The organism is Pseudarthrobacter sp. DSP2-3-2b1 (assembly GCF_049895945.1).
Lineage (GTDB): Bacteria > Actinomycetota > Actinomycetes > Actinomycetales > Micrococcaceae > Arthrobacter.
Genome location: NZ_JAFCTI010000002.1, coordinates 139246 through 163415 on the forward strand (window position 1 = coordinate 139246; position 24170 = coordinate 163415).

Here is a 24170-nt window from a genome sequence, read left to right on the forward strand (position 1 = left end):
CGGAGCGAGACGTGGGAGCCGGTGGGTGGGCCCACGGCGGCGAGGGCCCCGCGGCGAAGCGAAGCGAGACGTGGGAGCCGGCGGGGACTAGAGTGAATTTTGTGAGTACCCCTGCCGGCTGGGACCATCCCCGCACGTCCTTGTACACAGACCACTACGAGCTGACCATGCTGCAGGCGTCGCTGCATTCCGGCGCCGCCCACCGCAGGTCGGTGTTCGAGGCCTTCGCCAGGCGGCTGCCCGACGGCCGCCGGTACGGGATCGTGGCCGGTACCGGGCGGCTGCTCGAGGGCCTTGCGGACTTCCGCTTCGGCGAAGCGGAGCTGGATTTCCTGGGCCGGACCGGCGTGGTCAACCAGGACACCCTGGAGTACCTGGCAAATTACCGGTTCACCGGTGACATCTGGGGCTACCCCGAGGGCGAGGCCTACTTCCCCAACTCCCCCATCCTCATTGTCGAATCCACGTTCGCCGAAGCGTGCATGCTAGAGACGTACGTGCTCTCGATCCTGAACCATGACAGCGCCATTGCCTCCGCCGCGTCGCGGATGGTCACCGCGGCCGGCACCCGGCCCTGCATCGAAATGGGTTCCCGGCGCACGCACGAAGAGGCGGCCACCGCCTCCGCCCGCGCCGCCGTCATCGCCGGATTCCACAGCACCTCCAACCTCGAGGCAGGCATCCGCTACGGCATCAAGACCGTGGGAACCGCCGCGCACTCCTTCACCCTCCTGCACGACACCGAACGCGAGGCGTTCGAGGCCCAGCTCGCCTCCCTGGGGGAAGGCACCTCACTGCTCGTGGACACGTACGACGTCGAAACGGCCGTCCGGACGGCCGTTGAGTTGGCGGGGCCGAAACTCGGGGGCGTCCGCCTCGACTCCGGCGACCTCGTGGCCCAGGCACAGTGGGTCCGCCGGCTGCTGGACGAGCTCGGCAATGAGAACACCCGGATCATGGTCACCTCGGACCTTGACGAATTCGCCATCGCCGGGCTTCAGTCCGCTCCGGTGGATTCCTACGGAGTGGGCACGTCGCTGGTGACCGGCTCGGGGGCGCCCACCGCCAGCATGGTCTACAAGTTGGTGAGCCGCACCGACGACGCCGGCAATTTCATCTCAGTGGCCAAGGCGGCCAAGAACAAAACCAGCATGGGCGGACGCAAGTATGCGCTGCGCAAACTCAACGAGCGCGGTACGGCCACCCAGGAAATCGTCGGGATCGGCCACCGGCCCGAAGACGACGGCAACGACAGGCCCCTGCTGCAGCAGTTTATGAAGAACGGCGAGCTGCTGCCCGGCTGGACCGGGCATGAAGGCGTCATGCGGGCCCGCCAGCGGCATGCTGACACCATGACCGAGCTGCCCGCCGTGGTCAACCGCCTGCAGCGCGGCGAGCCGGCCATCCCCACCATCTACGAGGAGAACTGATGTCCCGCGCCCTGATCATCGTCGACGTCCAGAACGACTTCTGCGAGGGCGGTTCGTTGGCCGTGGCCGGCGGCGCCCACGTGGCTTCGGCCATTAGTGACTATGTTGACGCCCACCACACCGAGTTCGACCACGTTGTTGCAACCCAGGACTGGCACATCGATCCCGGTGCGCACTTCTCCGACACCCCGGACTTCAAGGACAGCTGGCCCCCCCACTGCGTCGCGGGAACGCGGGGCGCCGAACTGCACCCGGACCTGGACACGGAATACATCCAGGCCTATTTCCAGAAAGGACAGTTCGCCGCAGCGTACTCCGGTTTTGAGGGCCTGCTCGCACCTGAGGATGCCGTCCCCACCGGCGAACGGCTGGCCGGGTCCCTCCCCGCCGACGCCGACGCAACGGATTACTCGCCGGCGGACGACGCCATCGGGCTGGACGACTGGCTGCAGAGCCACGACGTCGAAGATGTGGTGGTGGTGGGGATCGCCACCGACTACTGCGTCATGGCCACCGCCCTGGACGCGGTCCAGGCCGGGTACTCGGTGACGGTCATCCGGTCACTGACGGCTGGCATTGCCGAGGACCTCGAAGATGCTGTTGCCGAAATGGAGCTCGGCGGCGTCGAAATCGGCTGATCACTTCCGGCGGGTTCGCTTCCTGGGCTCCCGGCCGGCTGATCACTTCCGGCCGATGAACCAGTCCTGGAGCTTGCGCAGCCTCGACTGCAGCTGTTCCTCGTTGGCCTGCGCCACCGGCGGCCCGCCGCAGACTGTCCGGAGCTTGGTGTGCACCACCCCGTGCGGGGTCCCGGTCCGCGCCGACCAGGCCGCCACGTTCTTGGCCAGCTCGTTCCGCAGGTCCATCAGCATCCGGTGGTCAGGAATTGCCGGTGCCGCGGCGGCCGGTTCAGCCACCGGGGAGCGCCGGTTCTTCCGGTTCAGCTGCTCGTGCTGGCGCTGCCGCAGGAGGGTGCCCACCTGCTCGGCATCCAGAAGCCCGGGGATGCCCAGGAAATCAAGTTCATCCTCGGAGCCCACCTCTCCCCCGGTGCCGAACTCGCCGCCGTCGAACAGGACCCGGTCAAAGGACGCCTGCGAATCCAGGGCTTCAAACTTGCCTTTGGTCAGGCTGTCCGAGGCCTTGTCCTCCCGGTTGGCCTCGGCCATCAGGGAATCCTCGGGCGAGAACAGTCCGTCACCGTCCTCCTTCTCGGGGCGGTCCAGGGCGTGGTCCCGTTCCATTTCCATGGAGTTTGCCAGTCCCATCAGCGCCGGCACCGACGGAAGGAACACCGAGGCGGTTTCACCCCGCTTGCGGGCACGCACAAAGCGTCCCACCGCCTGGGCAAAGAAGAGAGGCGTGGACGTGGACGTGGCATAGACGCCCACGGACAGGCGCGGCACATCCACGCCTTCGGAGACCATACGAACGGCCACCATCCAGCGTTTCTCGCTGGTGGCGAATTCTTCAATCTTGCTGGACGCCTTGGCGTCGTCGGAGAGGATCACTGTGGGTGATTCGCCGGTGATCTTCTTAAGCTGGCCCGCGTAGGCCCTGGCATCCTCATGGTCCGTCGCGATGACCAGACCGCCGGCATCAGGGACGGTGCGGCGCACTTCACTGAGGCGCTTGTCGGCTCCGGCCAGGACTGCCGGGATCCATTCGCCGGCGGGGTTGAGGGCTGTCCGCCAGGCGTGGGCGGTGATGTCCTTGGTAACAGCGGCTTCGCCGAGGGAAGCAGCCATCTCTTCGCCGGCGCTGGTGCGCCACCGCATCTGGCCGGAGTAGGCCATGAACATGACCGGCCGGACCACGTGGTCCCGCAGGGCGTTGCCGTAGCCATAGGTGTAGTCCGCTTTGGAGCGCCTGATGCCGTCGCGGTCCTCGGCGTACTCCACGAACGGGATGGGTGAGGTGTCCGAACGGAACGGCGTACCCGTCAGGGACAGGCGCCGCGCCGCAGGATCGAAGGCCTCCTTCAGGCCATCACCCCAGGACAAAGCCTCGCCGCCGTGGTGGATCTCGTCCAGGATCACCAAGGTGCGTGCGGCCTCCGTCTTGGCGCGGTGCAGCATTGGCTTGCTGGCGACCTGCGCGTACGTGACCGCCACACCGACGAAGCCGCGGCCGTGCTGGCCGTCGGCGTTCTTGAAGTTCGGATCAATGGCGATGCCCACCTTGGCGGCAGCATCAGCCCACTGCCGCTTCAGGTGGTCCGTGGGCGCCACAATGGTCACCCGGTTCACTGCCCCGGATTCGATGAGCATGGAGGCCACGCGCAGGGCGAACGTGGTCTTACCGGCGCCGGGGGTTGCTACTGCGAGGAAATCCCGGGGACCGGTCCTGAAGTAGAGATCAAGTGCTTCCTGCTGCCAGGCACGGAGTTTTTGGGCGGTTCCCCAGGCTGCGCGTTCCGGATAAGCCGGGGGCAGGGTGGGGCCGCCAAAGAGCGTCTCCGTCACTACTTGTTGTTGCCTGAGTCCCCTCCGGGACCCTTGCCGCCGTCGTTGCCCGGGCGGAGGCCTTCATAAACCTCTTTGCACATGGGGCACACCGGAAACTTCTGCGGATCCCGGCCGGGCGTCCATACCTTGCCGCACAGGGCAATGACGGGCTCACCCGTCAGCGCGGATTCCATGATCTTTTCCTTGCGCACGTAGTGCGAGAAGCGTTCCCGGTCTCCGGGCTCCACTTCCTGGCGCAGCTCTTCGCGCTCGATGGTGGCCGTGGACGTTCCAGCCCCGGAAAGCTCGCGCATCGGGTCGTTTTCGAGAGGGTCCGTCATGCTAGTCATGGCATCCATCTTAGCCTCCCGGGGATGGGGACGCTCGACGGCGGCCGGACCGTTTCGTCCTCACAGTCCCTGCCAGGCAGGTTTGTGCTCGTAGGTGTGCCGGTAGAAGTCTGCAAGCTTCAGCGAGGACGCGGCGGCTTCGTCCAGCAGGATGGTGGCATGCGGGTGGAACTGCAGGATCGACGCCGGGCAGAACGCCGAAACGGGGCCCTCCACAAAGTCGCGGACCGCCGGGGCCTTCCGGGCGCCGGTGGCCACCAGGACCACGTGCCGGGCCTCCATGATGGTGCCCAGCCCCTGGGTGACCACGTGGTGCGGCACCGCGGCCAGGCCCGGAAAGAACCGGGCGTTGTCCCGCCGGGTCTGCTCGATCAGGCTCTTGATCCGGGTACGGGACGCGAGGGAGGAGCCTGGTTCGTTGAAACCGATGTGGCCATCGGTTCCCACACCGAGAAGCTGGAGGTCCACCCCGCCCGCTGCCTGCAGGGCGTCCTCATACGAACGGCAGGCTGCGGGAAGGTCTTCCGCGGCGCCGTCGGGCGTGTGGACATTGGTTTCATCAATGTTCACCCTGCTGGTGAACTCCCGCCGGATCACTTCCCGGTAGGATTCCGGATGCCCGTGTTCCAGCCCCACATACTCGTCCAGCGCAAAAGCATGTGCCCTGCTGAAATCAAGGCCGCCGCGGCTGTGCCTCGCGGCCAGTTCGTCGTAGACGGGCAGGGGCGAGGACCCCGTAGCCAGGCCCAGCACGGCCTCGGGTTTCTTCCGCAGCAGCTCCTCGATGGCAGCGGCCGCCAGCTTTCCGATCTGCTTGCTGCCGGGGAGGATCACGACTTCCATGGACCAGACCTTTCGTTGGCCGGATTCAGCGGTTCACGGTGAGCTGGGCGAGCAGTTCGGGCCCGCGGGCATCAAGCCACTTTCCACCCAGCCGGATGCCCGCTCCAAACAATGCCAGCCCCAGCATCAGGCCCACGGCCAGGTTGGCCCATCCGAAGACGGGGTTGCCGGTCACCATCTGCGCGATGAAGAGCCCCACCTCGGGCAGGACCAGCAGACTGAGGATGCCCATGCCGGCGAACTGCACAGCAAGGGTCTGTCCTACGTTGCCCGGGGGCTTTTTGAACGGGCTGTCGCCGGGCAACGGAACAGCCACGGTGTAGCGGGCCGATACTACGGAGGACAGCCCCAGTCCGGTGAACAGGACACCCAGGCTGAGGCCTAGCTGGCCCGGCAACGCTCCCCAGGCGCCCGTGAAAAACGCCTGGCCAATGGCGAAAATGAGCACCACCGGAAGACCGAAGGCAAGGCAGGCAAGCGCACGCCCGAGCCGGTCCTCAACGCCCCGCACCCCCGTGGCCACATGCAGCGCGAAAGCTGTGTTGTCGTAGGAGACATCCGCCGAAATGGACCAGGCCAGCAGAAACGCAGAGAGCGGTGCTGCCATGGCCAGCGCCCCGTAGTCGCCGGACTGGCTGCCCTGGAAGACCAGCAGCAGGGGCAGCAGCGGAACCACCACCAGGGAACCGGAATAGCGGGGATCGCGTATCCAGTACGTCAGTGACCTCGCAGTCACGGCACCGGCCGGAGTGGCCGGCAACACACCAAAAAGACCCAGCTTTCCGCCCTTCCGGCTCCCGCTGCCGGCGTACGGCGGATTGACCAGGGCGCGCTCCAGGAGCAGCTTCCAGCACCACGCCAGGCCTGCCAGCGTGGCCACTGCGATAAGGAGTTTGATGGCGGCTTCAAGGGGCCGGCCGGCGGCGACGTCCCCGCCGAGTGACCATGCCGCCCCCAAGGGTGTCCAGGACAGCGTGGCCGCCAGCTCGGTGAGGAACCCTGCCGAGGCTGCTATGCCCCGGCTGACACCCGCCACAATCGGCCCCATGAGGACCAGCGGGATCATAAAAGCAACGGCGCTGACATCCTTGAACCGCCGCGACGAAGCGAGGCTGGTGGTTGCTGTGGTCACCACCCTGGAAAGGACGATGCAGCTCAGGACGCCCAGCGCGGCGCCCACCAGCGCCGCGGCCGCCGGAAGCGGGCCCCGCGCCCACGTCCACACAGTTGCCAGCGCCACCAAGGCGGTGGCAAGGCCGGGGATTCCGATCAGCCCGCCGAGCGCCAGGCCGGTCAGGAGCTGCGGCATGGGGATGGCAGAAGTGGTGAAGCGCGCAGGATCAAGGGTCATGTCCACTGCCGAGGCCGCGATGGGAACAATGCCCCAGCCCAGGAGGGCAGCCGAACCACCGAGCACCACGGCAAGGTGGGCAAGTTCCGGATCAGCCCGGCGCAGCAGCACCAGAGCCACCACCAGCGCCCCGACCAGCCCCAGCGCATACAGCCCGCCGAAGGCCATGCCCACCAGCTGCCACGGGCTGCGGCGGAGGCCGTTCCGGAGCAGGGTCAGCTTCAGCCTTAGAAGGTGCGCAACCATTCCAGGCCTTCCGTGTGGTTGCGCCCGCCCACCAGCTGGACAAACCTGTCCTCCAGCGACTCCCCGGCGCGGACTTCATCAACTGTTCCCACGGCCAGCAGCCTTCCGGCGGCAACAACGGCCACGTGGTCGCACATCCGCTGCACCAGGTCCATCACGTGGCTGGACACGATCACCGTCCCGCCTGAGGCAACGTAGCGGTCCAGGATGGCGCGGATGTTTGATGCCGAGACCGGATCCACAGATTCAAAGGGCTCGTCCAGCACCAGGAGCCGCGGAGCATGGATCAGGGCGGATGCGAGCGCGATCTTCTTGGTCATACCTGCCGAGTAGTCCACCACCAATGTCCCGGCATCATTGCCAAGGTCCAGGGCGGACAACAGTTCGCCCACGCGGGAGGCCACCACGTCCTTGTCCATGCCGCGCAGCAGCCCCGCATAGGTGACGAGTTGTTCGCCGGTCAGCCGGTCAAAGAGGCGCACCCCGTCCGGCAGGATGCCCATCAGCTTCTTGGCTTCCAGCGGCCTGGTCCAGACGTCAACCCCGTGCACCACCGCAGTGCCGAAGTCCGGCCTCAGCAGGCCCGTAGCCATTGACAGGGTGGTGGTCTTGCCGGCGCCGTTGGGACCAACGATCCCAAAAAAGGAACCGGCCGGGACGTCCAGGCTGATGCCGTCCACGGCAATCTTGCCGCCGAAACGTTTGGCGAGCCCGCGGATGGACAGGGCGGGGACCGTGCCGGCGGGAAGCACCGGATCAGGATGCGGAGCAGTCATACAGCCAGCGTAGTGCCTGGGCTTGGTCCGGGCGCGGAGCCGAATAGCCGAAGGCGCCTAGAACGAATGCCGCGGCATGGCACGGCGGTACTGCGGGGGCCATGGGAGCTCGTGTCCCAGCTGGAACGCAGCGCGGAGCCACCAGTGCGGGTCGCGGAGCGCCGCCCTGGCAATGAACACGCCGTCGGCCTGTCCGGTGGCCACGGCATGTTCGGCCTGGTCCGCAGAGGTCAGCAGGCCCACGGTGCCGGTGGGCACGCCGGCTTCCCGGCGGATCCGCTCAGAGAAGCCTGTCTGGTAGCCCGGACCGGGCTTGATGTCCTGGTGTGCCACAGCACCTCCGCTGGAAACGTCGATCAGGTCAACGCCGCGCTCCGCAGCCTGGGCGGCCAGCCGGACCGATGCCTGGAGATCCACCCCGCCCCGCGCCCAGTCTGTCGCCGAAATGCGCAGCAGCAGGGGCATCGAATCAGGGATGACGTTGCGCACCGCATCAATGACAGCGAGCATCAGCCGGTTGCGGCCTTCCTCCGTGCGGCCCCAGGAGTCAGTCCTGGTGTTGATCAGCGGGCTCTGGAACTGGTGCAGGAGGTAGCCATGCGCCCCGTGGATCTCAACGGTGTCGAATCCGGCGTCCACGGCACGGACGGCCGCGGCAGAGAAATCACTGATGACCCCGTGGATCTGCCCTTCGGTCATCGCGGCGGGTTTGGCGTAGCCGTCGAACGCTGACGGCGAGGGACCCACCGTGGCCCAGCCGCCGTCGGACTCCGGCACGCTCCCCCGCTGCCCGGAAAACGGCCAGTATGTTGATGCTTTCCGCCCGGCGTGCGCCAACTGGACACCGATTTTGGTGTCAGCGGCGCCGTGGCGGTGCACAAATCCGGTGATCCGCTGCCAGGCCCCGGCCTGTTCGTCGTTGTACAGCCCGGCATCGCGGGGGCTGATCCGGCCCTCCGGGTTGACGGCGGCCGCCTCGGTGAGGATGAGCGCGGCGCCGCCGGTGGCGAAGGAGCCCAGATGCATCAGGTGCCAGTCGTTCGGCACGCCCGGGGCGGCTTCGGGACCGCAGCTGTACTGGCACATGGGTGATACCCAGCCACGGTGCGCCAACTCCAGCGAGCGGAGCTTCAACGGCTCGAAAAGGGCCGGCACTAGAAGAGGACCCTGGCCAGTCCCTGCCGCGCCTTGCCAACACGGGGGTCGGTGGTGCCCACAACGTCAAAGAGCTCAAGAAGGCGGACGCGGGCCGTTTCCCGTTCGGGGCCGAAGTTCCGGCCAATAAAACTGACCACCCGGTTGAAGGCATCCTCCACATGGCCGCCGGCCACGTCCAGGTCCGCCAAACTGAGCTGGACGTCAAGGTTGTCGGGTTCGTTGGCGGCGCGGGTCCGGAGGGCCTCCGTATCGCCGGCCGAGAGCGGCTGCAGCCGGGCCATCAGCTCCACCTGGGCCAGGCCGGCCTTGGCTTCTGCGTCGGCGGGCATTTCCAGCAGGGCCTGGCGGTAGGCCACCGCCGCAGCCTCATAGTCGCCAGCCTCGATGGCGTCGAATGCGGCCTGGTGCAGGGGCGGAAGCGGCGCAGGCTCAGCATCCTCCGGAGTGTTCCCGCCCAGGCTGCCCGTCACCCCGTTCGCTGCTGCCACTTTCAGCAGCTCATCCAGGATGCCCCGGATTTGGGGTTCCTCCGCGCCGCCCTGGAAGAGGGGCACCGGCTGGCCTTTGAGGACGGCGACGGCCGTGGGGACGGCCTGGACCTGGAACGCCTGTGCCAGCTGCGGGAACGCGTCGATGTCCGCGGTTCCCAAAACCAGCCTGCCGGCAAAGCTGTTGACCACGCGTTCGAGGGTGTCCAGCATCGCGGCGGATTCGGGCGAATAAGCGGCCCACAGCGCGATGACAACCGGAACCTGGGCAGAAAGTTCCACCAGCTCCTGGAAGTTGCTTTCGGTGACGTCAACGCGCAGGGGCGCGGCCCCGGCGTCGGCCCCTCCGGCACCCGGGGCTGAACCGCCGGGAGCGGGCGGGCCGGCGGGTGGGGTGGCCGCACCTGCGGCCGGCGCCTGCCGCTGCTTCAGGGAAGAAAGGTCGACGGCGCCACGCAGGTTAAGCAGGCTGGCAGCGGCTGGAGGGACGGGGCGGGAAGCTGGCGAACTCATGCTTTCCACTCTAGCCACTCCGGCCGCTGCCGGGGGTACTGCGTGAGGGGGGTTTACCCCCAGGGTGTTACTTGAAGCTTGCGCCCACCAGTCCGCGGGTGGCTGCCACCAGCTTCATGGGATCGGTGGAGCCTGCCGGCGGAACGTAGACGGCCATGGACTCGGCGAAGTTCAGGACCATGCCCGTGGTGGTTTCCTTGCCGCCGGCGAGCGCCGCGGCGTCGTCACCGATGGTCAGTTTGTCGCCGGAGGCTTTGGGGGTGCCATCGAATCCAAAGTTGATCCGGCCCAGGACCAGCGCCCCACCGTCGGCGGTACGGAAGACCACGGTGCTTTCGGGCACAACCTTGTGGGTGAAGGAGAAGTTGCCGTTCTCGCCTGACTTGACCACTTCGGCCTGGTAGGAAAGCGTGTCCGCGATGTAGGGCGAGGAGGCGCCCTCCACCAGCTTGTCCTTGAAACTGGACTCAGCGTTGGACAGGCGGTCCGCCAGGCCCGCAAGGGCTTCTTCGCCGCTGTAGAGCAGCCCCGATTTGTCGGCGGCGGCCAAAGTCTGCGTACCGCTCCGCTCGATGGCCGGGAACGTGGTGCCCGGCTGGAGCGGGGTGGTCTCGGTCAGCTTGTAGTTTTCCCGGGGTGAGGGCTGGACCAGCGTCAGCAGCTGCGGGACAACGTTGCCATCGCCCTGGGTGACGGCGAGGACGGAGCGGGGCCAGCTGCGTTCACTGGTGACCACCGTGGTGAGGAGCTTGGTGGACCGGACCGGCATGCGCGCTTCGTAGGTGCCCACCTGGGAGCGGATCTTGTAGTTCTGGGTGCGGACCTCAAGCTCGGTCCCGCCAACCCGCTCTGCGAGCTGGGCGGCATCCTTGGCGGCGTCGCCGGCGTCCGCGGCGCTGGAGACCTGCTCCAGGATCCGGCGGAACTGGGCGTCCAGGAGGACAGGTGATGCAGCCGGCTGCCCGGCGGCGGCGGATTCCGTTGCCGGAGCCGGCGCGGGGGTGGTGGCTGCGGTGGCGGCGCCACCGGTCAGTGCAACAACAGCGGCCGTCACAGCCGCAGTGGCTACGCCGCCGGAGACCATCGGGAGCCGTGAGGCGGACCGTGCTTCAGACTTTGCCCGGGCGCGCTGGGCAAATCCACTGCCGCGGCCGTCGCCTTCGCCGTCCTTCTTGCGTGCGGAGAGGAGTGCAAGGGCAATCCCGGCCAGCATCAGGAGCCCGCCCAGGACCATCAGCGGGATGGCCCAGGGGGTGGCGGTGTCATTGGGGAATGTCATGGAGATGGTGGCCGGGGCAGGCTTGGTGCCGTCGGAGGCCAGCAGGAGCGTCCATTCGCCGTCGGCCGGCGGGGTCCACGTGTACTCCAGCTCACCGCTGGCGTTTTCCGTGGAGACCCACAGATCGGAGCCGGCCGGATTCGGGGCTGTCGCCTCGCCGTCGGCATGCTCAACCTGGAGCGACTTCTGGTCTTCGGTAACCCCGGTGATGGTGTTGTGGGCTGTCTGGCCCACCCAGGCGTCAATGTCATCGGGCCGGCCGGCGGCGAGCATGAAGTTGCCGTCTCCCTCGATGTCGATCTTGACCGTTCCACCGTGCAGCGTGCGCAGTTTCTGGTCGATAACGGTCAGGGGAGCCTCGGCGGCATCTGACGGGGCCGAAGCCGTGAAGGTCTCGGAGGGAGCCCAGATGGTTTTCTGGCCGATACCGGCCAGAAGTGTCAGGAGGCCGAGCAGCACGAGTGCGACTGCAGTCTTGAAACGCAAAGGAAACACCTATCATCAGCGGGGGTTTGCTTTCAATAGTAACCGTTTTGTTACCAGGAGCCCCTTTTGGGCATCCGGGGGCGTCCCCGGTCCCCGGTCCGTAATGCTCCGGAGCGGGCTTTCCCGCCTCTGGTAGCAAGGCGGCTGATAGTGTTTGCGATGATCATCACACCGGCCCGCGTATGCGGTGCCACGCACGGAACGGGCACCAAAATCCAGTGACTGACAAGACGGACGAATCTTCCGCGGCCGCCGAAAATCAACCGGCCGTCGGCGCTCCGCAGTCCTTGCCGGAGAAGCCTGCCAAGGTCAGGCGGCGGGCCGCCGCGGCGGCAGCATTGGGCTTTCTTGCACGCCGCCTCCGCCAGCCGTTGCCGGGGGCCCAGCCCAGGCTGCGTTTCGAGATGCCGCCGGAACTGCCAGCGGAATATATCGCGGCTGAGGAAGACGCCGCGGCGGACGGCGAGACCACTCCCCAGTTCGGCAAGCCCGGCCCCCGCATCTCCCCCCAGCACCCGCTGTATATGGGCTTCATGGGCACGGTGGGGGTGGGCCTTGCTCTGCTGGTCTACTGGATCGGGTCGAACACCACGCAGTTGCTGCTGTGGATTGTGGCTGCGCTGTTCATCGCCCTTGGCCTGGAGCCGGTGGTCGGCTGGCTGGAGAACCGGAAGATTCCCCGGCCGGCAGGCATCCTGGTTTCCGTCGCCGTCCTGGTCAGCGCCGTTGCGGGGTTTTTCGCCACCCTGATCCCCACGATCGTGGAACAGGTCACTGAAATCGTTGAGCAGGCGCCCAACTGGGTGCGGGATTTCATTGATTCTGAATTTTTCCGCAACGTGGACAGCCAGTTCGGCATCCGCGACCGCATCACCGAGGAACTCGATAAATTCGTCAATAACCCGGAAGCGATGGGCGGCATCTTCGGCGGGGTCGTCGGTTTCGGTTCCACCCTCGCCAACGGTCTCTTCGGTGCCCTGATTGTCCTGGTCCTGAGCCTCTACTTCCTGGCCGCACTGCCGGCCATGAAGAAGTGGGGCTACAGGCTGGCCCCCCGCTCCCGCCGGCCGCGGGTGGCGGCGCTTTCGGAAGAAATCACCCGTTCGGTGGGCAACTACGTGATCGGCCAGGCGTGCGTGGCCCTGCTGAACGCCACGTTTGCTTTCATAGTGATGTCCATCGTGGGTGTCCCGTTTGCCGTGCTGCTCGCCTTCGTGGTGGCGCTGCTGGCCTTCATTCCCCTGGTGGGCGGCCTGATCGCCGGAGTGCTGGTGACCCTGATTTCGCTGACTGAGGGCTGGCAGACAGCAGCCATCTTCGCGGTCTGCTACTTCGCCTACCTGCAGTTCGAGGCCTACTTCATCTCGCCGCGCATCATGCAGAAAGCCGTTGCCGTGCCGGGCGCAGTGGCAGTCATCTCCGTTATTGCCGGCGGCAGCCTACTGGGCGTCCTGGGCGCGCTGATTGCCATCCCCACCGCGGCGGCCATCCTGCTGCTCCTGAAGGAGATTTACATCGTCCGCCAGGACAAGCACTAACCAACGGCAGTTGCCGCCGGCCCGTTCCACTCATGCGGCAGGCCCTCTGGCCCCGACCCCGCTTCGGTCACATCGTCAACAATCTCGTTCAGCGCACGGGAGGCGTACTTCTCCCCTACCCACAGGTGCTTGGCGCCGTCCACGCCGACCACCCGGGCCTGGGGAACCAGGCTGAAGCGTTCGACGGCGGCCGCAGGCTGGAGATAGTCGTCGTGCTCGGGGACCAGGACAGTCAGCGGTTTTCCCGCCTTTGCCCAGTGGCGGAGGTGATCGTCGGTGGCCCGGTGCAGCGGCGGCGAGAGCAGCACCGCACCCTCGATCCCGCTGACCACCGGTTCCACCGCGCCGTACATCAGGGCCAACTCCGTGCCGAAGGACCAGCCCACCAGCCACCGGTTGGGCAGTTGGCGTTCGACGGCGAACCGCACCGCCGCCTCGACGTCGAGCCGCTCGCCGATCCCCTCTTCGAAGGAACCCGCGCTGGTGCCCCGCGGCGATGAGGTGCCGCGGGTGTTGAAGCGAAGCACCGCTACACCGGCCAGGGCTGGAAGCCGGTAGGACGCCTTCCGGAAAACATGCGAGTCCATGAACCCGCCGTGGGTAGGCAGCGGGTGCAGGGTGATCAGCGTGGCGGTAACAATGCCGGATTCCGGCAGGGCCAGTTCCCCCACCAGTTCATGGCCATCCTCGGTGTGGAGGTGGATGTTCTCCCGCCGTGCCGGCAGAACCGTGGACGCGCGGATGGGTGACGGTCCTGAAGGCTGGGTGAAGTAGTACGACGCCGGATCAAAAGTCATGCCTGCCAGCTTAGCGACTCCGGGCGGGCACCGGCTTTCGAGGCCCCGGCGGTGACATGTCAGCGGTAGCGGTAGGACCGGGACAGCCAGCAGTTCGTGTGCCAGTGGCGGCGTTCGGCCAGGCCCGCGGCAGCCCCGAACAGGTGGTCGTCCTTCCACACCACAAGATGGGCCACGCCAGGGACCACGGCTGTGGAGCAGCCGGGACAGATGTAAGTCTTTTCGGCGTTCCTGGCGGTCATGGTCCGGACCATCCACTCGCCGTCGGGTGCGCTTTCCCGGCGGGCAATCCCTGCCCGGGCCCGCTCCAGATCCAGTTCGGGGACTTCCCCGTTGCCCTTTTTTCCTGCTGCTTTTCCAGCCGGGCCCCCCTTGGCTGCTGCACCTTTCCCGGAGACCGGGCGGCGGGGACGGTTGGAACGCGGCATGCCTCCATTCTGCCCTAGCCCCGGTAGTGTGTACGGCGTGCGACTTGTCATAGCCCATTGCTCCGTTGATTATGTTGGCCGGCTTAAAGCCCATCTTCCCCTTGCCACCCGGCTCCTGCTGGTCAAGGCCGATGGGTCTGTGCTGGTCCACTCTGACGGCGGTTCCTATAAACCCCTGAACTGGATGAGTCCGCCGGCCACCCTCCGCGTGAGCAAGCCGGAGGACGTGGACCTTGAACTCGGCGTCACAGAGCAGTGGACGGTCCAGTCGGCCAAGACCGATGACCGGCTCATCATCAACATCCATGAGCAGCTCCACGAGTCCTCCCATGACCTGGGCGTGGACCCGGGCCTGATCAAGGACGGCGTGGAAGCGGACCTGCAGAGGCTGCTCGCGGACCAGATCGAGACCCTTGGCGAAGGCTTCTCACTGATCCGCCGGGAGTACTTCACCGCGATCGGGCCGGTGGACATCCTGGCCCGGGACGCTGATGGCGCCACGGTGGCCATCGAACTCAAGCGCCGGGGAGATATCGACGGCGTGGAGCAGCTGACCCGCTACCTTGAACTGCTGAACCGGGATCCCTTGCTCGCGCCAGTGCGTGGAATCTTCGCGGCCCAGCAGATCAAGCCGCAGGCGAAGGTCCTGGCCAACGATCGGGGCATCGACTGCATCACGCTGGATTACGATGCCATGCGCGGGGTGGATGACAGCGAATCCCGGCTGTTCTAGGCCGGCCCGCCCCTGCCGGGGGTCATAACCCGTTTTTACCCAATATTTGCAGGATTGGCTGGTCAGAGGCGTTGACCTGAAAGAAACGGCGTGAAATTCTTAGGACAGTCTTTGTGTAGGTGTTTTTCATGCTCGCAAGACATGTTGCGAGCGCGAAGCTCCTGCAGGGCCGGTTCCCTCAAGAACGGGCAGTGAAGGATTCTTCTCGCGGAGTGACCAAGTCCGGCACGAAGTGTGCCGGACTTAGACAAGTTCCATAATGAGGAGAATAAAAATGGCACAGGGAACCGTCAAGTGGTTCAACGCTGAAAAGGGCTTCGGCTTCATCACCCCGGATGACTCCGATGGCGATGTCTTCGTTCACTACTCCGAGATCCAGACCGGTGGCTTCAAGACCCTCGACGAGAACCAGCGTGTTCAGTTCGAAATCGGTCAGGGCGCCAAGGGCCCCCAGGCTACCGGCGTAACGCTGGTCTAGTCCCGAAGGTTCGAAGTCCGCTGCAGGCGGGCTTCAGCTCATTGAAGATCCCCGGCATCCGTGCCGGGGATCTTCTTGTTCTACCGCCTCAGCTCACGAGGCTCCGGACCAGCCGCGCTCCCTGCCGCAGGGAAAGTCCCGGCAGATAGGCGCGGGTGAGCGCCCGCCCTATGGCGGGCAACTGCAATGGGTCCTGGTAATACAGATAAAGCGTCCGGTACTCGGGTTTGAAACGCGATTTGAAGGCCGCCAGCGAACGAAAGCCATAGACCGGTTCAAGGGCGTGGCCCACCACATCAAGGATGCGCACCAGGTTCTCGGCGGGCACCGGTTCCGGCGCGCTCTCCCCTTCGCCGTTGCGGGGAAGCTGCGCCAGCGGTGAGCCGGAGAGCGAGATAACCTCCACAGAGTCCCGCAACTCCAGCACGGCGGAGGCAATCAGGAACTCCATCACGCCGGGAAATCCTGCATCGGCCCGGCGCATGACGTCCAGGGTGCGGCTGACTACTTTCCCGTCTTCGTAAACGGGCAGCCAACTGGTCACACCGTGGACCGTCCCCTCAGCATCGACCGCCAGGCAGCACAGCACCTCGTCATCCATCAGCTCATCGATCCCTCCGAGGGTGAAGCCCATCTCGGGAACTGTTTTCCCGGCAGCCCATTCCTCCGAGACCTCACTCAGGCGGGCGCGGAGTTCCTGAGGCAGCCCGTGGTAGGTCCCCCAGACGGCTTTGACGCCGATCTTGGCTGCCCGGTTCTGCGCTGTCCGGACGTTCTGCCACTCCTTGCCCTTGAATTCCAGGTCACGGACGGCCAGCCGGGTCTCCTGGGCAACTGATACACGCTGGAAGCCGCGCCGCTGAAGCATCGGCCACAACGTGTTGTCGCAGGAGTACAAAGCCGGAATAAGCGCGCCGCCGGCACAGTAGTCGAGGAATCCTTCGGCGGTCCGCAGCCGCGTGGCAGCTGCTCCAAAGGGCCCAGCCAAGGTCAATGCAACACTGCCCTGCTGCTGGTAAGCCACAGCACCGGCCCCATCCGGGCTGAACCAATAGCGGTTGGGCTCCCAGAGAGCCATCCAGGAAAGTGAATCGCCGCCCTGGCGCAGCAGCTTCCTGGCCCTGACCCTGTCGTCATGGCCGGAGTCGCTGCCATGATGCCGGCCCAGGAGCACAGACCAGACACCAGCCAACGCCACCAGCCAAAAAACCGGTCCTGAATAGCCGAAGATCAGGGATTCGAGGCTGTCCCGGTCCGCGAACACCCGGCGGTACAGATTCGGCAGCGGCACCGGCAGGTACTGCCTGGACAGTTCCGCCAGCAGGCCAAGGGGACCACCGTCGCGGGTCAACCCGCCCGCTGCGAGCCATGCCGCGGTGTAGCTGCCAGCCAGGAACAGCCAGACACCCCCGACCACCGCAACCAGCCTCCGGCGGGCCGAAGGAACTGTCTCCACGCGGAACTGCCTGCGGTTGACCCACAAGAGCACGGTCAGCAGCAGGGGCACGATCACCAGCGGCAGGATATGCGCGAACCCTGACCCCATGGAGGAGGTATGCGGACGTGACGGGTAATGCGGGATCAGCGCGAACAGTGCTAAATAGACGGCCGCCAAAGCCGTGACCGCGAGCTGGATGGCGAGGGTGATGCGCAGGGCCATCCTGCGGCCGCGGCGCATCCCGTCAGCGCAGATCAGCAGCAGGACAACCGGCACTACGGCAACGGCCAGCCCGAACGGCCCGGTGAAGCCCGCCCGGCCCACTTCCAGGCAGGACGCCTCAACAGTGGCGCCGCAGTTTGCCTCCAGCTGGCTCAGTGTGGGCACCGGGTTGAGGACAACATCCCGGAGCAGTGCCAGCGGGCCCGTGGGCGTGCGGGCTACCGCCGTCAGGATGGGCCCGACGGCGAACACCGCCACCGTCAGCGCCAGGAGGTTCCGGGTTTCACGGCCGGTGAACCGCGGCGTATGGAGCGGGCCGTGTTCGCTCTGGTGCCACCAGCTCGATGCCAGGCCAAGCACGGCACCCACCAGGCCGATGACGGTCTCCGCGTGTCCCACGTACAGGACCAGCAACAGGGACACCGAGAGGACCGCCGTCCGCAGCCGGCGCCGCCAGAGGACCGGCAGCCTGCCACTCGCCGCGAGGGAAACGGCCAGGACTGCCGCATGCGGCCCGATCAGGCTGCTGTCTGCCATCAGGCCAAGCCAACCGTCGCCCGCATAACGGGCCAGCTGGGTGAGGAGCAGGAAAACCGTCACAGCGGCGAACTGGCCGCCCAGGAACAATGCGCCGGCCAGAACCGGCCCGAGGCTCCGCTCGGCGAGGCCGAGCAGCAGCAGGATCATCAGGGAGGCAACCAGGTATGCCAGCGGGTTCGTGGCAAAGAACAGGGACGTGAAAAGTGCCCACCAGGCACCGCCCTTCAGCCCCGGAGCGCTGACGCCGGCGAAAGGCAGCAGCTCCACCGGCGGGCCGCTGAGGAAGCTTCCGGTAACGGCCCCTGCAGCCAGGAAGAGCCCCAGGATGCACAGCGTCAAGGGCACCGACCGCAGGTAGCCCCAGAATTTCCGGACGGCAGGCAGCCCAACTGTCGACCACAGCAGGGCCGGAGCGCGGGTCCCGTCCCGGGCCGTCATTTGTCCCATCCCCACTGTGTGGTGAGGAGTTCAAGCCCGTTGGTCAGACCCGGCGTCAGCATGTCCCAGGAATGTCCCACCCCTGGCACCTCATCAACTCCCACCGTGAAGCCTGCCCCGCGGGCAGCCTCGCTCAGCTTCCTGAGGTTGGCTACAAACTCCGGATCGGTGGCCCCCGCCGCAAAGTAGGCCACGCTGCCCGGATACTGCCGCTCCTTCATCAGCGTCAGCGGCACCTGGGCGTCGAAAGCCGCGGTGTCACCATTGAACGCTGCCTCAACAGTCTTGTGGCGTTCCTTGGCCAGCGCCGGCTCGCTTTCGCTGGCGAAGGCAAGAGCACCCGAATAGAGTTCCGGGTGGCGGGTGACCATCTGCAGCGCGCAGGTGGCACCAAAACTGAAACCGCCAACGGCCCAGCGCCGGTGGTCCGTGTCCACGTCGAGGTTGGCCAGGATCCACGCCGGCACATCCACGGACATGTAAGTGTCCGCTTGCGCGATGGTGCTATCCATGCAGAGGTTATTCGCGGACTGGCTGCCATTGGGATCCACCACCACGGTCACGGGTGCCACTCCCCCGTGCTGCGCTGCGAAATTGTCCATCCGTTCCTGCAGTGACCCGCCGGTCAGCCAGTCAGCCGGACCTCCCGGCTGGCCGGGAACGAGGACCAGCACAGGGAGGCTCGGCCGGTTCGAGGCAAAGTAGGCAGGAGGCAGATAGACGAACGAGTTGCGCGTCTGGAGGCCGGAGGCCGTTGCCGGAATAGTCGCGGTGCGCAGGGCGCCCTCGGTGGGAAGCCCGCTGGCAGCTTTCCAGCCGGCCAGGGGCCGGGCGGTGCTGCCGGGCTGGCGGGTCAGCTCCTGCTCAAGGGCCGGGATGCGGGTCAGCGCCGTTCCCGTCAGGTCTGACACCGTCCTGTTGAGGCCGAAGTAGGCGTTGATCTGCAGGGCACAAAGCAGGACCACGGTGAGGAGTGCTACAAAGTCCAGGGCTCGGCGGCGCCATGATCCCGTGCGGAACCTGAGCAGCACCAGGGTCAGCCCAGCGACACCAGCAAATACCCACGCGAGGACCTGCCAGGGCAGTACGTCAGGGAAAGCGGAGGCCAGGTAGATGAGGATCCAGTGGACCACAAGTACCAGGCCGGCAGCTGCGGCAAGGGCAGCGGCGACGCTCAGCAGCCAGCGGCGGAGGCCCAGCGGCTGCGGGCGAAGGATCAGCCACACGCCGGCGGCGACGCCAAGAATCCAGGCAGTCCAGTAGAGCGGCCCGTCCGTCAACCGGACATCGGCAATCCAGTCCACGTGCCTAGCGCCAGGTACCTACGCCGACAACCGGTCCGGCTTCCAGCCAGGAGGACAGTCCCGTGTAGGCATCGAATTTCATGGCCAGCCGCAGGTCCTGGCCTTCATACCGCAACTCGACGATGACGACGTCGGGCTGGACTTTGACGGCCTCGGCTTCAGTCGGCTTGCGGCGGCCCAGCAGTTCAAGGGAGCTGCGCTTGAAGCTGTGTTTGGGACGAACGCTCAAGGAGAGCAGCCGGAACCATTCGAGGTCGTTGTCCTGATAACGGCAAACCCCCATCTGCCAGCTGTTTCCAGCCGTGCAAATGGAGGCGTCCACCGTGCCGAGGGCGCGCCGCAGATTGAAGCGGCGCACCCCCGAAAGGCACAGTGCGAAAATCAGCAACCCAAAAGCGATTGCCAGTGCGATGAACGTAAAAGTGGGCGCGTCCATCAGTGTCGTGCTAGCGGATCCCAGCAGTAGCCGCGTCGCCCAGTTGGGCGTTGTCAGCAACAATCACCACGCGGTTGTTGTCGACGGAGAAGAACCCGCCGTCAACAGCCACGGCAATGCGGTCACCGGAAACCGGCTCAATGGCCAGTTCACCTTCGGCCAGGATCGCCAGCAGGGGCGAGTGGCCGGGCAGGATTCCGATTTCACCATCGCTGGTGCGGGCCTTGACCATCTTGGCCGCTCCGGACCACACGAAGTGGTCCGCTGCGACAATCTCAACCTCAAGCTCAGCCATATTACTTGGTCTGTTCCTGGATCTTGGCCCACTGGCGCTCAACGTCATCCAGGCCGCCGACGTTGAAGAACGCCTGCTCTGCAATGTGGTCGAGGTCGCCGTCGCAGATGGCCGTGAAGCCTTCGATGGTGTCCTTGATGGCTACCGTCGAACCTTCGACGCCGGTGAACTGCTTGGCGGTGTAGGTGTTCTGGGACAGGAACTGCTGGATACGGCGTGCACGCGACACGACGATCTTGTCCTCTTCCGAGAGTTCATCGACACCGAGGATGGCGATGATGTCCTGGAGTTCCTTGTTCTTCTGCAGGATCTGCTTCACACGGACAGCCGTGTTGTAGTGATCCTTGCCGATGTACTGGGGATCCAGGATTCGGGAGGTCGAGGTCAGCGGGTCAACGGCCGGGTACAGACCACGGGAAGCAATTTCACGGGAAAGTTCCGTGGTTGCGTCGAGGTGTGCGAAGGTCGTGGCCGGAGCCGGGTCGGTGTAGTCATCTGCGGGAACGTAGATGGCCTGCATCGAGGTGATGGAGTGGCCCTTGGTGGACGTGATGCGCTCCTGGAGGAGGCCCATCTCATCTGCCAGGTTGGGCTGGTAGCCCACAGCCGAAGGCATGCGGCCGAGGAGGGTGGAAACCTCGGAACCTGCCTGCGTGAAGCGGAAGATGTTGTCGATGAAGAGCAGCACGTCCTGGTTCTGGACATCGCGGAAGTACTCCGCCATGGTCAGGGCGGACAGTGCAACGCGCAGGCGCGTTCCCGGCGGCTCATCCATCTGGCCGAATACAAGGGCAGTGTCCTTGAGGACGCCCGCCTCTTCCATTTCAACCCAGAGGTCGTTGCCTTCACGGGTACGCTCGCCAACACCGGCGAATACGGAAGTACCACCGAAGTTGCGGGCAACACGGGTGATCATTTCCTGGATCAGAACGGTCTTGCCCACACCGGCGCCGCCGAAGAGACCGATCTTTCCACCCTTGATGTACGGGGTGAGGAGGTCGATGACCTTGATGCCGGTTTCCAGCATCTCGGTGGAGCCTTCGAGGGTTGCGAAGGCAGGAGCCTTGCGGTGGATCGGCCAGTAGTCCGAAGCCTGGATCTCGGACTCGTCAACATCCAGGGGCTTGCCCAGAACGTTGAAGATGTGGCCCTTGACGCCGTCGCCAACAGGCACGGTGATGGGCGAACCGGTGTCCACAACGCTGGTACCGCGGACGAGTCCGTCGGTAGCCTGCAGGGAGATGGCGCGGATGAGGTTGTCGCCCAAGTGGAGGGCAACCTCGAACGTGACGGTCTTGGTTTCACCGTTGAGAGTAATCTCCGTGGTGAGGGCGTTGTAAATCGAGGGGATTGCGTCAGCCGGGAATTCGACGTCGACAACCGGGCCAATAACACGGGCGATACGGCCGGTAGCACCGGACGTTGCGGCTACGTGTTCGGTAGCAGTGGCAGTCATCTCTCTCACTTCACTCAGTAGATGGCGTGGGGTTTAAGTTTGTTCTTTGGTGCAGGTACAGCTGGACCGGACCGTGCTGGCTAGGACGCGCTCAAGGCGTCGGCACCGGCAACGATTTCGGAAAGCTCCTGCGTAATTTCAGCCTGGCGGGCAGTATTGCGCAGACGCGTGTACTTCTTGATGAGGTCCGTGGCGTTGTCACCGGCGGACTTCATCGCCCGCTGACGGGCTGCGAGCTCGGAAGCTGCTGCCTGCAACATGGCGGCGAAAATGCGTGATTCGATGTAGCGCGGCAGCAGAGCGTCAAGAACCTGCTCCGTTTCCGGCTCGAATTCGTAGAGCGGCAGCAGGTCCGATTCGGACGCAGCCTGCTCTTCGACAACCTCGAGGGGAAGCAGGCGGATGACCGTCGGTTCCTGCGTCACCATGGACTTGAAGCGGGTATAAACAACATGGATCTCGTCCACGCCGCCCTCTTCATAGGGGGTGGCGAAGTCATCCAACAGCGCTGCGCCAACCTCGCGTGCAACGTCGAACACCGGAGCATCCGTGTTGCCGGTCCAGCCGCGCTCGAAAGCCCGGTTCCGGAAATCGAAGTACGCCTGCGCCTTGCGGCCCATCACGTAGGTCTTGACTTCCTTGCCCTCTTCGTGCAGCAGCTCAATCAGGCCTTCAGCCTGCTTGAGCACAGTTGCCGAATAGGATCCTGCAAGGCCGCGGTCAGCGGTGATGATCAGGACGGCGGCGCGGCGGATCTGTGCCGGCTCGGTGACCAGCGGGTGGTCAATCTCGCTCTGGCTTGCCACAGCAGAAACGGCACGCGTGATCGCGTTTGCGTAAGGCAGTGAAGCCGCTACGCGTGCGCGGGCCTTGCCAATGCGCGAGGTAGCGATCAGTTCCATCGCCTTGAAGATCTTGCGCATCGACGTGGTCGAGCTGATCTTCTGGCGGTAGACCCGAATCTGGGCTCCCATACTTTTCCTTTCCTAAGATCCCGATGGCCGGGACCGCCGGAACCCCTGAGGATTCCGGCGGTCCCCGCCAGCGAAACTAGCGCTTCTGCTTGACGATTTTTTCCTGGTCGACCTCGGCCTCGGAGATAGCATCATGCTCCTCGTGGCCGGCACCTACCAGGTGGTTGTCACCCTCGCCGAAGAAGCCCTTTTTGAAGTCCACAATCGCGGTCTTCAGTGCTTCTGCGGTGTCATCGTCCATGACGTTGGTCTGCGCCAGCGTGGTCAGGATGGAGGACTTGTGCTTGAGGTGCTCGAGGAATTCGGTCTCGAAGCGGTTGATGTCTTCAACCGGAACCTCATCAAGGTGGCCGTTGGTACCGGCCCAGATGGAGACGACCTGGTTCTCAACCGGGAACGGTGAGTACTGGCCCTGCTTGAGCAGTTCCATGAGGCGGGCACCACGGGTCAGCTGCTGGCGCGATGCGGCGTCGAGGTCCGACGCGAACATTGCGAAAGCCTGCATGTCGCGGTACTGGGCCAGTTCCAGCTTCAACGTGCCCGAAACCTTCTTCATGGACTTGACCTGTGCAGCACCACCCACGCGGGACACGGAAACACCCACGTCGACGGCGGGACGCTGGTTGGCGTTGAAGAGGTCCGACTGCAGGAAGATCTGGCCATCGGTGATGGAGATCACGTTGGTCGGAATGTAGGCCGAGACATCGTTGGCCTTGGTTTCGATCAACGGCAGGCCGGTCATCGAACCTGCACCGAGCTCGTCGGAGAGCTTGGCACAACGCTCCAGCAGACGGGAGTGCAAGTAGAAGACGTCGCCCGGGTAGGCTTCGCGTCCCGGCGGGCGGCGCAGCAGCAGCGACACAGCGCGGTAGGCCTCGGCCTGCTTGGAGAGATCATCAAACACGATCAGGACATGCTTGCCGCCGTACATCCAGTGCTGGCCGATGGCCGAGCCGGCGTACGGTGCCAGGTACTTGAAGCCTGCGGGGTCAGACGCGGGGGAAGCCACAATGGTGGTGTATTCCAGTGCGCCGTTGTCCTCGAGGGTCTGGCGTACAGCCGCGATGGTCGAAGCCTTCTGACCGATCGCAACGTAGATGCAGCGCACCTGCTTGCTGACATCGCCTGAAGCCCAGTTGGCCTTCTGGTTGATGATGGTGTCGATGGCAATAGCCGACTTGCCGGTCTGGCGGTCACCAATGATCAGCTGGCGCTGGCCACGGCCGATCGGGATCATGGCGTCGATAGCCTTCAGACCGGTCTGCATCGGTTCGTGAACCGACTTGCGTGCGGTAACGCCCGGCGCCTGGAGTTCCAGGGCGCGGGTGGTCTCGGCCTTGATCTCGCCAAGGTCATCGATCGGCTGGCCCAGCGGGTCAACCACGCGGCCGAGGAAGGCGTCGCCTACCGGAACGGACAGAACCTGTCCGGTGCGGTGCACTTCCTGGCCTTCTTCGATTCCCGTGAAGTCACCGAGGATGATGACACCGATCTCGCGGACGTCGAGGTTCTGGGCCAGGCCCAGCGTGCCGTCTTCGAAGCGAAGCAGTTCGTTCGCCATGACCGAGGGAAGGCCCTCAACACGGGCGATGCCGTCACCTGCTGTCGTTACACGGCCGACCTCTACGCGCTCAGCGTTTCCGGGTTCGTAGGACGCCGCGAACTCGTTCAACGCAATACGGACGTCGTCGGCGTTGATGGTCAATTCGGCCATCTGCAGTCCCTG

22 protein-coding genes are annotated in these 24170 nt (G+C 65.4%); 5 read left to right on the forward strand and 17 right to left on the reverse strand.

What is annotated here, in order from left to right:
* The first annotated feature begins 101 nt into the window (after window positions 1-101).
* Together ACP7AX_RS03235 and ACP7AX_RS03240 are read left to right on the forward strand one after the other, a co-directional pair.
* Window positions 102-1430, forward strand: coding sequence for a nicotinate phosphoribosyltransferase (locus tag ACP7AX_RS03235; RefSeq protein ID WP_131682593.1), 1329 nt, complete (start codon window positions 102-104; stop codon window positions 1428-1430).
* Window positions 1430-2068: an isochorismatase family protein gene (locus ACP7AX_RS03240; protein WP_426225369.1), complete on the forward strand. Its 639-nt coding sequence runs from the start codon at window positions 1430-1432 to the stop codon at window positions 2066-2068. The genes ACP7AX_RS03235 and ACP7AX_RS03240 overlap by 1 nt, the downstream gene beginning before the upstream one ends.
* 42 nt (window positions 2069-2110) lie before the next feature.
* On the opposite strand, the gene ACP7AX_RS03245 is transcribed toward ACP7AX_RS03240, so the two are convergent.
* The 8 genes from ACP7AX_RS03245 to ACP7AX_RS03280 all read right to left on the reverse strand — a co-directional run bounded on the left by ACP7AX_RS03245 (window position 2111) and on the right by ACP7AX_RS03280 (window position 11367).
* Complete coding sequence (locus ACP7AX_RS03245) at window positions 2111-3895, reverse strand: DEAD/DEAH box helicase (RefSeq protein ID WP_426225370.1); 1785 nt, start codon at window positions 3893-3895, stop codon at window positions 2111-2113.
* Complete coding sequence (locus ACP7AX_RS03250; protein ID WP_066292415.1) at window positions 3895-4236, reverse strand: DUF3039 domain-containing protein; 342 nt, start codon at window positions 4234-4236, stop codon at window positions 3895-3897. The genes ACP7AX_RS03245 and ACP7AX_RS03250 overlap by 1 nt, the downstream gene beginning before the upstream one ends.
* A 51-nt stretch (window positions 4237-4287) precedes the next feature.
* Window positions 4288-5070, reverse strand: a complete 783-nt coding sequence (gene nagB / locus ACP7AX_RS03255; protein ID WP_426225371.1) for a glucosamine-6-phosphate deaminase — start codon at window positions 5068-5070, stop codon at window positions 4288-4290.
* Window positions 5071-5095: 25 nt separating this feature from the next.
* Window positions 5096-6667: a transporter gene (locus ACP7AX_RS03260; protein ID WP_426225372.1), complete on the reverse strand. Its 1572-nt coding sequence runs from the start codon at window positions 6665-6667 to the stop codon at window positions 5096-5098.
* Window positions 6649-7443: an ATP-binding cassette domain-containing protein gene (locus ACP7AX_RS03265; protein WP_131682598.1), complete on the reverse strand. Its 795-nt coding sequence runs from the start codon at window positions 7441-7443 to the stop codon at window positions 6649-6651. The genes ACP7AX_RS03260 and ACP7AX_RS03265 overlap by 19 nt, the downstream gene beginning before the upstream one ends.
* Before the next feature lie 57 nt (window positions 7444-7500).
* Window positions 7501-8598 carry an NADH:flavin oxidoreductase/NADH oxidase gene (locus ACP7AX_RS03270; protein WP_426225373.1) on the reverse strand — a complete coding sequence of 366 codons (1098 nt, stop codon included), beginning with the start codon at window positions 8596-8598 and terminating at the stop codon, window positions 7501-7503.
* Entirely contained in the window at window positions 8598-9602 is a 1005-nt protein-coding gene (locus ACP7AX_RS03275) for a tetratricopeptide repeat protein (protein ID WP_131682600.1), read from the reverse strand. Before ACP7AX_RS03275 ends, ACP7AX_RS03270 begins: the two co-directional genes overlap by 1 nt.
* A gap of 67 nt (window positions 9603-9669) precedes the next feature.
* On the reverse strand, window positions 9670-11367 hold the full coding sequence (locus tag ACP7AX_RS03280; RefSeq protein WP_426225374.1) for a hypothetical protein: 1698 nt from the start codon (window positions 11365-11367) through the stop codon (window positions 9670-9672).
* A gap of 218 nt (window positions 11368-11585) precedes the next feature.
* On the opposite strand from ACP7AX_RS03280, the gene ACP7AX_RS03285 reads away from it, so the two are divergent.
* Window positions 11586-12905, forward strand: a complete 1320-nt coding sequence (locus ACP7AX_RS03285) for an AI-2E family transporter (RefSeq protein ID WP_131682601.1) — start codon at window positions 11586-11588, stop codon at window positions 12903-12905.
* Here the strand turns inward: ACP7AX_RS03285 and ACP7AX_RS03290 are convergent.
* Together ACP7AX_RS03290 and ACP7AX_RS03295 are read right to left on the reverse strand one after the other, a co-directional pair.
* Complete coding sequence (locus ACP7AX_RS03290; protein WP_426225375.1) at window positions 12902-13702, reverse strand: alpha/beta hydrolase; 801 nt, start codon at window positions 13700-13702, stop codon at window positions 12902-12904. The two genes, ACP7AX_RS03285 and ACP7AX_RS03290, sit on opposite strands and share 4 nt — an antisense overlap.
* Before the next feature lie 59 nt (window positions 13703-13761).
* Entirely contained in the window at window positions 13762-14130 is a 369-nt protein-coding gene (locus tag ACP7AX_RS03295) for an ATP/GTP-binding protein (RefSeq protein ID WP_131682603.1), read from the reverse strand.
* A 37-nt stretch (window positions 14131-14167) separates the two neighbouring features.
* On the opposite strand from ACP7AX_RS03295, the gene nucS reads away from it, so the two are divergent.
* Together nucS and ACP7AX_RS03305 are read left to right on the forward strand one after the other, a co-directional pair.
* Window positions 14168-14863 (forward strand): endonuclease NucS, encoded by a 696-nt coding sequence (gene nucS / locus ACP7AX_RS03300; RefSeq protein ID WP_426225376.1) that lies wholly within the window; start codon window positions 14168-14170, stop codon window positions 14861-14863.
* Window positions 14864-15137: 274 nt separating this feature from the next.
* A complete protein-coding gene (locus ACP7AX_RS03305; protein ID WP_011692441.1) occupies window positions 15138-15341 on the forward strand; it encodes a cold-shock protein in 204 nt (67 codons plus the stop codon).
* An 88-nt stretch (window positions 15342-15429) separates the two neighbouring features.
* On the opposite strand, the gene ACP7AX_RS03310 is transcribed toward ACP7AX_RS03305, so the two are convergent.
* The 7 genes from ACP7AX_RS03310 to atpA form a co-directional block, all read right to left on the reverse strand.
* Entirely contained in the window at window positions 15430-17979 is a 2550-nt protein-coding gene (locus tag ACP7AX_RS03310; protein WP_426225630.1) for a bifunctional lysylphosphatidylglycerol flippase/synthetase MprF, read from the reverse strand.
* The gene (locus ACP7AX_RS03315; protein WP_426225377.1) at window positions 17976-19283 is read right to left on the reverse strand and encodes an alpha/beta hydrolase; all 1308 of its coding nucleotides are present in this window, start codon (window positions 19281-19283) and stop codon (window positions 17976-17978) included. The genes ACP7AX_RS03310 and ACP7AX_RS03315 overlap by 4 nt, the downstream gene beginning before the upstream one ends.
* A 4-nt stretch (window positions 19284-19287) precedes the next feature.
* On the reverse strand, window positions 19288-19719 hold the full coding sequence (locus ACP7AX_RS03320; RefSeq protein WP_426225378.1) for a DUF2550 domain-containing protein: 432 nt from the start codon (window positions 19717-19719) through the stop codon (window positions 19288-19290).
* Window positions 19720-19729: 10 nt separating this feature from the next.
* Window positions 19730-20014 (reverse strand): F0F1 ATP synthase subunit epsilon, encoded by a 285-nt coding sequence (locus ACP7AX_RS03325; protein WP_108598278.1) that lies wholly within the window; start codon window positions 20012-20014, stop codon window positions 19730-19732.
* 1 nt (window position 20015) lies between these two features.
* Window positions 20016-21470, reverse strand: a complete 1455-nt coding sequence (atpD, locus tag ACP7AX_RS03330) for a F0F1 ATP synthase subunit beta (RefSeq protein ID WP_131682607.1) — start codon at window positions 21468-21470, stop codon at window positions 20016-20018.
* Window positions 21471-21550: 80 nt separating this feature from the next.
* Window positions 21551-22444 carry a F0F1 ATP synthase subunit gamma gene (locus tag ACP7AX_RS03335; RefSeq protein WP_131682608.1) on the reverse strand — a complete coding sequence of 298 codons (894 nt, stop codon included), beginning with the start codon at window positions 22442-22444 and terminating at the stop codon, window positions 21551-21553.
* 76 nt (window positions 22445-22520) lie between these two features.
* Window positions 22521-24158: a F0F1 ATP synthase subunit alpha gene (gene atpA, locus ACP7AX_RS03340; protein ID WP_131682981.1), complete on the reverse strand. Its 1638-nt coding sequence runs from the start codon at window positions 24156-24158 to the stop codon at window positions 22521-22523.
* Window positions 24159-24170 lie beyond the last annotated feature (12 nt).